Raw genomic sequence first — 13,768 nt, 5'->3', positions numbered from 1 at the left:
CCATGACTCCCACACAAAACATTCCACAAGCCGCCTCCGCCCAACCCGCACCGGCCGCCGGCACCCGGCTGCTGCGCATCCTGGGGCCATTGCTCTGGGTCGCGGGCCTGGCCATCCCCTCGGTCATGTCGCCGGCCTGGATCACGATTGGCGGCATCTTCGCCATCTACGCCATCGTGGCCCTGTCCCAGGACATCGTCCTGGGCCGGGCCGGCATGTACGACATGGGCCACGCCGTGTATTTCGGCATCGGGGCCTATGTCAGCGCCATCCTGTCCCTGACCTTCAATTGGCCCATTCTCTGGACCATCCCCGTGGCCATCGTGCTGTCCGCCGCGCTGGGGGCGGTGCTGTCCGCCCCCATCGTCAAGCTGCGCGGCGACTACCTGCTGGTGGTCACCATCGGCTTCAACGCCATTTTCGTGCTGGCGATGAAAAACAACCTGTTCGGCCTGACCGGCGGGGCCGACGGCTTGTTCGGCATCAGCGGGCCCACCCTGTTCGGCCATATGTTCGGCACCCAGAGCGAGCTTTTCTACCTGAACTGGGTGGTCATGGCCGCCGTGCTGTGGCTGATGCGCAATCTGGACCGCTCCGCCCTGGGCCGCACGTTCCGCTACATCAAATACGATGAGCTGGCCGCGACCACCCTCGGGGTGAACGCCCGCAACACCAAGGTCGCCGCCTTCGCGCTGTCGGCCGGCATCGCCGGGCTGGCCGGCACCTTGTTCGCCATGCAGCTCTCGGCCGTCAGCCCCGGCTCTTTCCAGTTCACGGACTCCGTCGTCCTGTTCGCCATCGTGCTGGTGGGCGGCCAGGGTTCGGTGCCCGGCGTGCTGCTGGGCACGGCCATGATGTTCGTCGTGCCGCAAATCTTCACCGAATTCGCCTCGTACCGCTACCTGGTCTTCGGCATCGCCATGATTCTCGTCATGATTCTTCGCCCCCAAGGCATCTGGCCCGCGCGCAAGGGAACCCTATGACTCTGTCTCCGACCACCTCCCCTTCGTCCGACGTGCTCCTGGAACTCGACCGCATCGGCATCAGTTTCGGCGGCCTGCGGGCCGTGGACGACCTCAGCTTCCAGATCCGCCGCGGCGAGATCGTCGGCCTGATCGGCCCCAACGGAGCCGGCAAGACCACCGTCTTCAATATGATCACCGGGGTCTACAAGCCCACCGACGGCCATATCCGCTGGCAGGGCCAGGACATCACCGGCCTGCCGCCCCACCTGGTGGCCAAGGCCGGCATCCGCCGTACCTTCCAGACCATCCGCCTGTTCACCGACATGACGGTGCTGGAAAACGTCATCGCCGGCCAGCACCTGCTGATGCGCCAGGCCTGGTGGCAGGGCCTGCTGCGCACCCCCGCCCAGCGGCAGGAAGAAGCCCTCTTGGTAGAACGCGCCATGGCGGTGCTGCGGCAGCTGGATCTGGCCGACGTCGCCCACGAAATCGCCACCTCGCTGCCCTACGGGGCCCAGCGCCGGGTCGAAATGGCGCGCACTCTGGTGGCCCAGCCCGAACTCATCATCCTGGACGAGCCCGCCGCCGGCCTGAACGAACAGGAATCCGCCGGGCTGAACGACAACATTCGCATGATCCGCGACGCCGGCATCACCGTGATCCTGGTCGAACACGACATGAGCGTGGTGATGAACGTCACCGACAATATCGTGGTCATCAACTTCGGCAAGAAAATCGCCGAAGGCAAGCCCGAAGCCATCCGCACCAATCCGCTGGTGATCGAGGCCTACCTGGGCCAGGATGACGACGACGAAGACGACCCCCTGATGCATGCCATCCACGAAGAACAGGCCCAGTCATGAGTTCCTTGCTGCAAATCGAAGACCTGCGCGTCAACTACGGCCACATCCAGGCCCTGAAGGGCATTTCCCTGCAAGTCGCCGAGCGCGAAGTGGTCGCCATCCTGGGGGCCAATGGGGCGGGCAAGACCACCCTGATGCGCACCCTCAGCGGGCTGCTGGCCCCGCACTCTGGAAAAATCACCTTCGACGGCCACGACACCACCCGCATGGGGGCCGACCGCATCGTGCGCCTGGGCATCGGCCAGTCGCCCGAAGGCCGGCGCGTGTTCGGCACGCTGTCGGTGGCGGAAAATCTGCGCATGGGCGGCTTTACCCGCCCGCCGGCGGAAATCGCCGACAGCTGCGAGCACGTCTACAAGATTTTCCCGCGCCTGTACGAACGCCGCGCGCAGCTGGCCGGCACTTTGTCGGGCGGCGAACAGCAGATGCTGGCCATCGGCCGCGCCCTGGTCACCAAGCCGCGCCTGCTGCTGCTGGACGAACCCAGCCTGGGGCTGGCCCCCATCATCGTGCGCAATATCTTCCAGGTGTTGCGCGATGTGCGCGATACGGGGGTCACCATTCTGATCGTGGAACAAAACGCCCGCATGGCCCTGAAGCTGGCCGACCGCGGCTATGTGCTGGAAGTCGGCAAGCTGTCCCACGAGGGCCCGGCCCGCGAATTGCTGGCTTCGCCTGAAATCCAGGCGGCGTACCTGGGGCATTGAGCGCCGGCGTGACATGGGCTGCCGGGGGGTTCCGCCGAAGTCTCGGCCGGGTGGTTGATGGGCTGAGTGTTTCTGGCGGGCCGCGCTTGGGTGGCCTGGGGTCTGGGGTTTTTGTCAGGCCGCGCCCGGGTAGTCGAGGGTCTGGGGTTTTTTTGTCCGGTCGCGCCCGGGTGGCCGAAAGTCTGGGTTTTTTTGTCCGGTCGCGCCCGGGTGGCCGAAAGTCTGGGTTTTTTTGTCCGGCCTCGTCGGTGTGCGGGTGATGGGGCCGGGCAGGTCGCAAGTTGGCGGCTTCGCCGAATTGGTTGGGGTTTGCTCCAACAGCCCGGCCCCATCACCCGCACACCGACGGACGAAAATTGCCGCGCTGCGGGCACTGGTTCTGGGCCGCAAGGCCTGGAAATTATTGTGCCTGGATTTTGTTTCCAGGCCAATATGTAAATTATTGTTGCGTTTGAGTGCCGTTTCCAAATTGGCACATGCGTGCTGCGGCACAGCGGATGCACGACAACGCGTCAACATGCGCAGCGATGCGTCAGCTCTCGGCTATCGCTGTGCGGGGTGTCGGGCGGGATTGTCGGAGCCCACCCCAACACACTCGGCGCAGCCGCCGAATGGCGACCTGTCCCGCCCGACACCCCGCACAGCGATGAGGTTCCACGCAAGCACGCGCGCGGCGATGAAGCCGCATAAATGCGTTATGCTTTCTTGTTTACAACTGAAGAAAACCGGAGCCCGCTGATGACTCAAGCCGCCGCCCGCCACATTCTGGTGGATACCGAAGAACAATGCCTGCAACTGAAGACCGACATCGAGAACGGGGCGGATTTTGCCGCCGTGGCCCGCGAACATTCCAGCTGCCCGTCCAGCCGCGACGGGGGTAACCTGGGGACGTTCGGGCGCGGGCAGATGGTGCCTGAATTCGACCAGGTGGTCTTCAGTGCCCCCGTGGGCGTGGTGCAAGGGCCTGTGCGCACCCAGTTTGGATATCATCTGGTCGAAGTGACAGAACGCCAGGATTGACGCACCTCGCGGCCTGCAGGCCGCTTCGATGATTTCTGAGCAAAAAAGGATCCGCAGGGATCCTTTTTTGCTTCGGATTGTCGCGCCCCTCCCCACGTCGTGCCCTGCAGGGCACTCCGATGATTCCTGCACAAAAGGGTCCGCAGGGACCCTTATTGCTTAGAATTGTCGCGCCCCCCCACGTCGTGCCCTGCAGGGCACTCCGATGATTCCTGCACAAAAGGGTCCGCAGGGACCCTTGTTGCTTAGAATTGTCGCGCCCCCCACGTCGTGCCCTGCAGGGCACTCCGATGATTCCTGCACAAAAGGGTCCGCAGGGACCCTTTTGTGTCTGGAATCATCCCACCATCATCAAAGTGGCGTTGCCGCCGGCGGCGGCGGTGTTGACGCACAGGGAGACTTCGCGCACCAGCATCTCCAGCGGGTAGGCGTGGCCGGTGGCCAGTTCGTGCGTACGGCGCGCCAGCACGGGGACGATGGGGCCGGGGCGGGCGGCCACCAGCTGGGTCAGAGCCAGCAGATCGTCGCCGTCGCCTTCAAACAGGGCGACCTGGTAATCCGCCTGGGCCAAGGCCCCCGTGCCGACCCAGCGGGCCGACTGCAGGCCGACTTCCTGGTGCAGCGAACGGATTTCCGGCGTGTCCACCCACAACATGGCATTGCCAGTGCGCTGGCAGGCCTTGACCTGGGCCTGCACCCCGGCGGCGCTGACGGCGCGGCACAGCACGGTGCCGCGCGGCTTCAGGCGATAGCGGTTGGTCTCGCCGGTGGGCCCCGGCAAGTCCAGCGGCTGGGCGTCCTGGCCGGGCAGGCCTTCCACCGGCAGATCCGCCGAGGACAGGGCCAGCAGGCGGTGCAGGTACAGCGGCCCGCCGGCCTTGGGCCCGGTGCCGGACAGGCCCTCGCCGCCGAAGGGCTGCACCCCCACGGTGGCTCCGACGATGTTGCGGTTGACGTAGATATTGCCCACCTGGATGCGGTCCGTGACGTGGTGCACGGTTTCATCCAGGCGCGTATGCACGCCGAAGGTCAGGCCATAGCCCCGGCCATTGATCGCGTCGATGACGGCGTCCAGCTGGTTGCGCGGATAGCGCACAACGTGCAGCACCGGGCCGAAGACCTCGCGTTCTAGTTCGGCGATATCGGCGATTTCGATCAGGGTGGGGGCCACGAACGTGCCGTGGCGCACCTGTTCGTCGTCCAGCGCCTGGCGATCCACCACGTGGCCGGCGGCCTGCATCGCCTGGACGTGCTTTTCGATGGTGGCTTGGGCCTCGGCGTCGATCACCGGGCCGATATCCGTGGACAGCAGCTCGGGACGGGCGACGCGCAGTTCTTTCATGGCCCCGCGCAGCATGGCCAAGGTGCGGTCGGCGCAGTCGTCCTGGACACACAGGACGCGCAGCGCCGAACACCGCTGGCCGGCGGAATCGAACGCCGAACTGAGCACGTCATAGACCACTTGCTCGGTCAGGGCGGAGGAATCCACGATCAAGGCGTTCTGGCCGCCGGTCTCGGCGATCAGCGGCACCGGATGCCCGGCACCATCCAGGCGCTCGGCCAGGGTCTGCGCAATCAGCTTGGCGACTTCGGTGGAGCCCGTGAACATGACGCCATGCACGACGGGGCTGGCCACCAGGGCCGTCCCCACGGTTTCGCCCCGGCCCGGCAACAGTTGCACCGCATCCACCGGCACCCCGGCCCGATGCAGCACCGACACCCCGTAAGCCGCGACCAGGCTGGTCTGCTCGGCCGGCTTGGCCAGCACCACATTGCCCGCCGCCAGGGCGGCGCTGACCTGCCCCGTGAAGATGGCCAGGGGGAAATTCCAGGGACTGATGCACAGCACCGGCCCCAGCGGGCGATGGCTGTCGTTGGAGAATTCGGTTTCGATGCGCACCGCGTAGTAGCGCAGGAAATCCACGGCCTCGCGGACTTCGGCCACGGCATTGGGGTAGGATTTCCCGGCTTCGCGGATGATGAGGCCGATGGACAGCTGCATTTCGTCTTCCATCAGCTGGGCCGCATGGCGCAGGCATTGCGCCCGGTCGGCCACCGGCGTGGCCTGCCAGATGGGGGCGGCGTATTCGGCCCGCTGCAGCGCGGCCCGCACGTCGGCGTCGTTGGCTTCGACCACCTGGCCCACCACGTCGCGCCGATCCGCCGGATTCAGCACATCCTGGGCGCGCTCGGCCACCCAGTCGCCCGGCGGGGACGCCCGCCAGGGATGGTCGGTGCTGCCCAGCAGCGCGGCGGCCAATGAACCCAGGCGGTGTTCGTTGCTGAGATCCAGCCCGGCGGAATTGGCCCGATCCTCGTGCTGGCGATAGAGGTCGCGCGGCAAGGGGATGCGGTCATGCGGCGCGCCCAGCGGCTGGATGGCGCGCGCCTTGTGCACCGGGTCTTCGATCAGGCGGTCGATGGGGATGGCCTTGTCGCCGATCTGGTTGACGAACGACGTGTTGGCGCCATTTTCCAGCAAGCGGCGCACCAGGTAGGCCAGCAGGGTCTCATGCGTGCCCACGGGGGCATACACGCGGCAAGGCCGGTTCAGGTGGCCTTTGCTTGCCGGGCCGACGACTTCTTCGTAAAGCGGTTCGCCCATGCCGTGCAGGCACTGGAATTCGTACTGGCCGGGATAGTAGTTCTCGCCCGCTAGGTAATAGATGGCGGCCAGGGTCTGGGCATTGTGCGTGGCGAACTGCGGGTAGACGGCTTCGGGGGCCGACAGCAGCTTGCGGGCGCACGCCAGATAGGATACGTCCGTGTGAACCTTGCGCGTGTACACCGGATAGCCTTCCAGGCCATCGACCTGGGCGCGCTTGATTTCAGAATCCCAATACGCGCCCTTGACCAGGCGCACCATCATCCGGTGCTTGCTGCGCCGCGCCAGGTCGATCACGAAGTCGATCACCAGCGGGGCACGTTTCTGGTAGGCCTGGATGACGAAACCAATGCCGTTCCAGCCGCGCAGGCGTTCGTCGAAACACAGGGCTTCCAGCAGATCAAGGGACAGTTCCAGGCGGTCGGCTTCCTCGGCGTCGATATTGAGACCGATATCGTAGTGCCGCGCCAGGACGGCCAGTTCGACCATGCGCGGCAGGAGTTCGGCCATGACGCGGTCGCGCTGGGCCCGCGAATAGCGCGGATGCAGGGCCGAGAGCTTGATGGAAATGCCCGGGCCTTCGTAGATGCCGCGCCCCTGGGACGCCTTGCCGATGGCGTGGATGGCCTGCTCGTAGGAGCGATAGTATTCGGCCGCATCCTCGGCCGTGGTGGCGGCCTCGCCCAGCATATCGTAGGAATAACGGAAGCCGACTTCCTCGAATTTGCGGCTATTGGCCAACGCGGACGAAATCGTCTGGCCCGTGACGAACTGTTCGCCCATCAGGCGCATCGCCATATTGACGCCGCGCCGGATCAAGGGTTCGCCCCCTTTGGCGATCAGGCGAGTCAGCGCCTGCGAGAGGTTCTGTTCGCTGTTGACGCTGACCAGGCGGCCCGTGACCAGCAAGCCCCAGGTGGCCGCGTTGACGAACAGCGAACGCGACTCGCCCACATGGGCGCGCCAGTCGCCCCGGCTGACCTTGTCGCGGATCAGGGCGTCGCGGGTGGCCTGGTCCGGGATGCGCAGCAGGGCTTCGGCCAGGCACATCAAGGCCACGCCTTCCTGGCTGGAGAGCGAGAATTCCTGGATCAGGCCTTCGACCCCGCCCCCTTTGCGCTTGTCGCGCAGGGTCTGAACCAGACGGCGGGCCAATGCGTCGACCTGATCGGGCCGGGCGGACTCGGCCTGATCCAGCAGCATGGCCACGCACTCGGGTTCGGGCCGCCGGTAAGCGGCGGTAATCGCCGAACGCAGCACCGACTGCGGCTGGATATCCTGGGCAAAGGCGTAAAACGGCGTTTGCGGCTCGGGCTCGGCGGCATCGTCGGGCTGGGCCGCATCCGGCCGGAAATCAATGTCGGCGGGCTGCAGGCCGCGTTCGATGGCTTCGATGTAGGCCAATAGCGCCTGCTTGTGCAACCAATGCGGGGTACACCCCAATTTTTCGGCATGCAGCCGAAGACGTTCGCGCAAAGTCTCGTCGACCTTGACTCCCAGGGTAACTGTGGCCATGATGGGGCTCTCGGATTAAGCACGGCAAACCCCCACGATGAAGGCGCCGATCTGTTGCACGCAGCTTAGTAGGTTAACCCGAATTCATCCATTATGGATAACCCCGAATACGTTCAGGTGCAACCACTTTCCAGGGTCATGCCGGATCCCGGTTCACCCCCTGGGGCCGCCCCCTTGCCGGCCATCGCCACCGCCAGCCGCTGCACGGCCTGGCGCTGCTGTTCGACCAGGGCCGCCACCGCCTGCCCGCCGCCGGACGTCCTGACCTGCGCCCAGCACAGGCGCGACTGCTGCGCGGCCCGATCCACCCACACGGCATCCAGCGCGGTGCCCTGCCCCCAGATCAATTCAAATTTCGTGACGCGCACATTGATTTCGCGCACCGGCATCTCGGCGCCCACCGCCATGCCCTGCAGGTCGGGCACCCCGAGCTCCGCGCCGACCCGCGCCCCCAGCACCGATTGGATCTGATCCTTCAGCGGGGCGCTCCACAGCGATTGGTTCAAGACCTCGACCGCGGGATCGACGGCCGGGTCGCGCACCAGCAGCTGCAGGCGGTTGGCCTCGGCAGGCACGCTGACGACCGCCAGGCGCAGGGCGTAATCCGCCGCCGGTTTCGGCCCCGCCGGCCGGGCCGAAGCCGCCGCCATGGCCGGATCGGACGGCGCCAGGCTGAAATACTGCACGGGCAGGCTGGCGCACCCCCCCAGGGTCCCCAACAACAATCCGCCCAGCATCCATTCCCAACGTCGCATGTGTTCTCCTAAGCGGCAGACCCGCTGCCGCATGCCGCTCAATGCAGGCGATCCGGGCCGGGCCCGCGCAAGAGCTGATCCGGCTGGGCCTGCAAGGAATCCGCCAGCATTTGTAGACCACGCGCCGCATTTTCAAAGGCGCGCAGGGTATCTTGCACATTACCCACCAACGGCGCATCCGCCCCGATGAGCGCCCCGACCTGATCCAGCGAACGCCGGGCCGACTCCAGAACCTGGCCGGCCTGCGGCGCCAGCTGCGTATCCAGGCGCTTCAGCAGCTGATTCAGGTTGTCCAGGCCATCCCGCACTTCGAGACCGATTTCGTTGATCGGCAAGGCGTTGATCTTGGACACGATATTGCTGATTTGCCGCTGCATCTGGGCGAAGTCGCCAGGCACGGTGGGGATGATATAGGCATCCGTGTCCTTCGGGTTGCCAGGGATGACGGCATCGGTTTTTTCTTTGGGGAAGACATCCAGCGCCACATACTGCTGGCCGGTCAGCAGGCTGGCCGAGCGCAGCTGGGCGCGCAGCCCATGCTTGATCAGGGGATTGAGCAGGGCGTAGCCCGTCGCGCCGTGCACGGTTTCGACCAGATCGAGGTAGGCCTGGCCAAAGCGCTTGGGGAAAATCTGGGCGCGCACCCGTGAAAAGAAACGCTGGTTTTTGCGGTCGAGTTCCAGGTCGATATCGACCACCCGGCCGATCCACATGCCGTGGTAGTCGATTTCGGCCCCCACGCGCAGACCGCGCACCGAATCGAAGAAACGGAATTCGACGGACACGGGGTCGCCATCGGGATCGGCCAGCGCCCGATCACGGCTGTCGAACAAGGTATAGCGGGCGCCGGCCGGCGCGGGCTTGTCGTCGATGGTGCCTTCGAAGGCGCTGGATTCATCGGCCTGCGCAAACGTAATGCCGCCATTGAGGATCGCGGACAAGCCGCTGGTGCGAATCTGCACCCCTTCGGCGGACAGGGACATGTCGACCCCGCTGTCATTCCAGAAACGGGTGTCGGGCGTGACGAAACGGTCGTAGGGCGATTGGACGAATATCTGCATATCGACCGCCCGGCCATCCTGGGCCATTTCGTAGTTGACGACGCGCCCGACCTCGATGCGGCGGTAATACACCGGAGAGCCCACCGTCAGCGACCCCAGAGAGGTCGCATGCAGCTGGTAGCGCTTACCGGCTTCGCCGCTCAGGACCTCGGGCGGATTCAGCAGCCCGACGAACTGCGTGACGGATGCGCCTTCGGGGGGCGACACCGGCGCATCCACGCTGATGTACACCCCCGACAACAGGGTATCCAGCCCGGAAATCCCCGCCATGCTGACGCGCGGGCTGACCACCCAGAACTTGGCGTCTTTCTGGGTGATGAATTTCGCCCCTTCGCGGGCCAGCTGCACATCCACCAGCACATGTTCGCGGTCTTCGCTGACCCGGACATTCTTGACCTCGCCCACCACCACATTGCGATAGCGCAGTTTGGTCTGGCCGACCTCGATGCCCGCGGCGGATGGGAAAGTGATGGTGATGACCGGGCCATTGCGCACCCATACCGAAGCCAGCAGCGACAGCGCCACCACCAGGGCCAACAACGGCACCAGCCACACCCACGACCAGCGCAGCGAACGGCCGGGACGGATTTCCGGCGCGCCGGGCGCGGAGGCATCGTCCAGCGCGGCAGGCGGATGCTGGTCGGTCATGAGACTCCTTGGTCGGGTTGGATCGGATGGCCGGCGGCCCGCAGGCGGTCCCAGCCTCGCCGGGGATCATAACGCATTGCGGCGCACATCGTGAGCACCACCACCGCGCCGAAATAAATGGCGGCCGGCCCGACGTCGATGCGGGACAGGCCGGGGAAATCGGCCATGGCGGCCATCAGCACCACCACGAACACGTCCAGCATGGACCACTGGCCGACGAATTCGACCACGGCATACAGGCGCGTGCGCTGGCGCTGCACATGGTTGCCCCGGGGCCTGGTGTTCAACAGCAAAAAGGACAAGGCCAGCAGCTTGGTCACCGGCACCATCACGCTGGCCACAAACACGATCAAGGCCAAGTCCCAGGAACCCAGGCGCCAGAGTTCGATGACCCCGCCCAGGATCGTGTGGCCGCTGCTGCCCAAGGGCGTGGTGATCGTCATGATCGGCAAGGCATTGGCCGGAATATAAAAAATGGCGGCCGCCAGCACCAGCGCCCAGACTTCGACAGGGCTGCCATGGCGGGACTCCGTCAGGCCGGCCCCGCAGCGGCGGCAGCGGCCATCCGGGGCGGGGGCCTGCACATAGGCGCAGGTTTCACACGCCACCCCGTGGCCGTCCTGCCCGGAAACCTTGGCCATGCCGGCGTCTTCGGCGGCCCGCCACAGGGCATGGGCGTCCCAGCGCGACAAACCGGACAGCAGGAAGCTCAAGGCGAAAAACCCCGCCAGGCCGGGGCCGATGCGCAAATGTCCCATGTCGGCGACCTTCACCAACGCGACCAGTATCCCCAGCACCAGCACGGGGGCCATGGACCACGGCGCCAAATGCCGCAGCCAGCGCAGCGTCCCGGCAAAATCGGGTGGCAGCCGCCGGGCGGCGATGGCCTGCATCAGCCATAGCGTCAGGGTGATCTGCAGCAGCGGTATCCAGAACCCCGCCAGGCCCGTCATGACCGAAATCAGGTAATAGCCGCGATCCCAGCACAAATGCAGGGCCTGCCAGAAGGTCAGGGACAAATCATGGCCCAGCAGCGTCAGGGACAACACGGGAAACCCCTGGGCCACCGCGAAAGCCACCAGGCAGGCCAGCGCCAGCGCCACCCATTGCCGGATGTCCAAGGCCCCGCGCCGGTACAGCACCGTGCCGCAGCAGCGGCAGGCAGCCTGGCCCCGCGCATCCAGCGGCAGGCGCTGGTGCAGCGTATCGCAGTGAGGGCAGGCTAACAGGGGCTTGACCGGGGGCTTGACGGGGGCCCGATGCGTCATCAGTCGACCAGTTCAGGCTCGGGATGCGAGGGGGTCGGGACAGTGCCCGCCCCTTCCGGGTCGTCCGGGAAACTGAGCACCACCTGATCCCGGGCATCGAGATCGACCAGCACCCGGCCGCCGTGCACCAGGCGGCCGAACAGAAGTTCGTCGGCCAAGGCGCGGCGGATGGTGTCCTGGATCAGGCGCTGCATGGGACGCGCCCCCATGGCCGGGTCGAAGCCGGCATGCGCCAGGTGGCCGCGCAGGGCATCCGTGAACACGACGTCCACATGGCGCTCGTGGAGCTGGTCTTCGAGCTGCATGAGGAATTTGTCCACCACCCGCAGGATGACTTCGCGCGGCAGGGCGGAAAAGCCGATGATGGCGTCCAGGCGATTGCGGAATTCGGGCGTGAAGTGGCGCTTGATTTCGGCCATTTCGTCGCCGGTGCGCTGGGGCGCCGCAAAGCCGATGGCATTGCGGTTGAGGACATCGGCCCCGGCGTTGGTGGTCATGGCCAGGATGACATTGCGGAAATCGGTCTTGCGGCCATTGTTGTCGGTGAGGGTGCCGTGATCCATGACCTGCAGCAGGATGTTGTAGACATCGGGATGGGCTTTTTCGATTTCGTCCAGCAGCAGCACGCAATGCGGCTGCTTGGTGACGGCTTCGGTCAGCAGCCCGCCCTGGTCGAAGCCGACATAGCCCGGCGGCGCGCCGATCAGGCGCGACACCGTGTGGCGTTCCATGTATTCGGACATGTCGAAGCGCAGCAGTTCGATCCCCAGGACAAACGCCAGCTGGCGCGCGACCTCGGTCTTGCCCACCCCGGTGGGGCCGGAAAACAGGAAGCAGCCGATTGGTTTGTCCGGCCGCCCCAGGCCGGAACGCGCCATTTTGATGGCCGCCGCCAGGGCGGAAATGGCCGGATCCTGGCCGAACACCACGGCCTTGAGATCGCGTTCGAGGGTGGCGAGCTTGTTGCGGTCGTTGGTGGAGACATTTTGCGGCGGGATGCGGGCGATTTTCGCCACGGTCGCCTGGATTTCGGCGGGGCCGATCAGTTTTTTCTGGCGCGACTTGGGCAGCAGGCGCTGGGCGGCGCCGGCTTCGTCGATGACGTCGATGGCCTTGTCGGGCAGAAAGCGGTCGCTGATGTGGCGCGCGGCGAGTTCGGCGGCCGCCGTAATGGCCGCCCCCGAATAGCGAACCTGGTGGTGGGCCTCGAAACGGGCTTTCAGCCCGCGCAGAATGCGCACGGTCTGCTCGACCGAGGGCTCGGGCACGTCGATTTTCTGGAAGCGCCGCGCCAGCGCGTGGTCTTTCTCGAAGATGCCCCGGTATTCGGTATAGGTGGTGGCGCCGATGCACTTCAGATAGCCCGAGGACAGGGCCGGCTTCAGCAGGTTGGAGGCGTCCAGCGTCCCCCCGGACGCCGAACCCGCGCCGATCAGGGTGTGGATTTCGTCGATGAACAGCACGGCGTGCTGGTTGTCCTTGAGGGCCTTGAGCACCAGTTTCAGGCGCTGTTCGAAGTCGCCCCGGTATTTGGTGCCGGCCAGCAAGGCGCCCATGTCCAGGGAATACACCTGGGTCTGGTTGAGGATTTCCGGCACGTCGCCCTGGGTGATGCGCCAGGCCAGGCCTTCGGCGATGGCGGTCTTGCCCACGCCCGCCTCGCCCACCAGCAGCGGGTTGTTCTTGCGGCGGCGGCACAGCACCTGGATCACGCGCTCGACTTCGTCCTCGCGGCCGATCAGGGGGTCGATGCGGCCCTTGAGGGCCTCGGCGTTGAGATCGGTGGCGTAGGTTTCCAGCGGGGACTTCTGTTGATCGGCCTTGGGGTCGGCGACGGGCGGATCGACCCGCGGCGGCTGGGCCGGCGGGGTATCCTGGGGGGTCTTGGTGATGCCGTGCGACAGGTAATTGACGACGTCCAGGCGCGACACGCCCTGCTGCACCAGGAAATACACGGCGTGGGAGTCTTTCTCGCCATACATGGCGACCAGCACGTTGGCCCCGGTGACCGCCGTCTTGGCCGACCCATTGGAGGACACGTGCATGATGGCCCGCTGGATGACCCGCTGGAAACCCAGGGTGGGTTGGGTATCGACCTCGCCATCCCCCGGGAAGACGGGCGTGTTCTCGACCACGAACTTGCGGAGATCCTGGCGCAGGAGTTCGACATCCGCACCGCAGGCGCGCAGCACCTGCGCCGCAGACGCGTTATCCAGCAGCGACAGCAGCAAGTGCTCGACGGTGATGAATTCGTGCCGAGCCGCGCGGGCCTCGACAAAAGCCATATGCAGGCTGACTTCAAGTTCTTCGGAAATCACGCTTCCTCCATTGTTGCGGAGCGGACCAGACAATCCGTTAGGT

The 13,768-nt window shown here is 65.8% G+C and carries 9 protein-coding genes; 4 read left to right on the top strand and 5 right to left on the bottom strand.

Features of this window, described 5'->3' with window-relative positions:
• Nucleotides 1–2 precede the first annotated feature (2 nt).
• The 4 genes from ACMHYJ_RS01020 (at nt 3) to ACMHYJ_RS01005 (ending at nt 3,555) form a co-directional block, all read left to right on the top strand.
• Entirely contained in the window at nt 3–983 is a 981-nt protein-coding gene (locus ACMHYJ_RS01020) for a branched-chain amino acid ABC transporter permease (RefSeq protein ID WP_414244334.1), read from the top strand.
• Complete coding sequence (locus tag ACMHYJ_RS01015; protein WP_414244333.1) at nt 980–1,828, top strand: ABC transporter ATP-binding protein; 849 nt, start codon at nt 980–982, stop codon at nt 1,826–1,828. The genes ACMHYJ_RS01020 and ACMHYJ_RS01015 overlap by 4 nt, the downstream gene beginning before the upstream one ends.
• The gene (locus ACMHYJ_RS01010; protein WP_414244332.1) at nt 1,825–2,535 is read left to right on the top strand and encodes an ABC transporter ATP-binding protein; all 711 of its coding nucleotides are present in this window, start codon (nt 1,825–1,827) and stop codon (nt 2,533–2,535) included. The genes ACMHYJ_RS01015 and ACMHYJ_RS01010 overlap by 4 nt, the downstream gene beginning before the upstream one ends.
• Nucleotides 2,536–3,273: 738 nt before the next feature.
• Nucleotides 3,274–3,555 carry a peptidylprolyl isomerase gene (locus ACMHYJ_RS01005; RefSeq protein ID WP_414244331.1) on the top strand — a complete coding sequence of 94 codons (282 nt, stop codon included), beginning with the start codon at nt 3,274–3,276 and terminating at the stop codon, nt 3,553–3,555.
• 337 nt (nt 3,556–3,892) lie between these two features.
• On the opposite strand, the gene putA is transcribed toward ACMHYJ_RS01005, so the two are convergent.
• The 5 genes from putA to clpA form a co-directional block, all read right to left on the bottom strand.
• A complete protein-coding gene (gene putA, locus ACMHYJ_RS01000) occupies nt 3,893–7,675 on the bottom strand; it encodes a trifunctional transcriptional regulator/proline dehydrogenase/L-glutamate gamma-semialdehyde dehydrogenase (RefSeq protein ID WP_414244330.1) in 3,783 nt (1,260 codons plus the stop codon).
• Nucleotides 7,676–7,788: 113 nt separating this feature from the next.
• Nucleotides 7,789–8,430 (bottom strand): membrane integrity-associated transporter subunit PqiC, encoded by a 642-nt coding sequence (locus tag ACMHYJ_RS00995; protein WP_414244329.1) that lies wholly within the window; start codon nt 8,428–8,430, stop codon nt 7,789–7,791.
• 38 nt (nt 8,431–8,468) lie between these two features.
• Nucleotides 8,469–10,139 carry an intermembrane transport protein PqiB gene (locus ACMHYJ_RS00990; protein ID WP_414244328.1) on the bottom strand — a complete coding sequence of 557 codons (1,671 nt, stop codon included), beginning with the start codon at nt 10,137–10,139 and terminating at the stop codon, nt 8,469–8,471.
• The gene (locus ACMHYJ_RS00985) at nt 10,136–11,407 is read right to left on the bottom strand and encodes a paraquat-inducible protein A (protein WP_414244327.1); all 1,272 of its coding nucleotides are present in this window, start codon (nt 11,405–11,407) and stop codon (nt 10,136–10,138) included. Before ACMHYJ_RS00985 ends, ACMHYJ_RS00990 begins: the two co-directional genes overlap by 4 nt.
• Entirely contained in the window at nt 11,407–13,725 is a 2,319-nt protein-coding gene (gene clpA, locus ACMHYJ_RS00980) for an ATP-dependent Clp protease ATP-binding subunit ClpA (protein ID WP_414244326.1), read from the bottom strand. The genes ACMHYJ_RS00985 and clpA overlap by 1 nt, the downstream gene beginning before the upstream one ends.
• Between the last annotated feature and the right edge of the window lie 43 nt (nt 13,726–13,768).

The sequence above is a fragment of the Castellaniella hirudinis genome (assembly GCF_047468865.1).
GTDB classification, from domain to species: Bacteria; Pseudomonadota; Gammaproteobacteria; order Burkholderiales; family Burkholderiaceae_B; genus Castellaniella; species Castellaniella hirudinis_A.
This window is presented reverse-complemented; position numbering and strand designations above follow the sequence as displayed.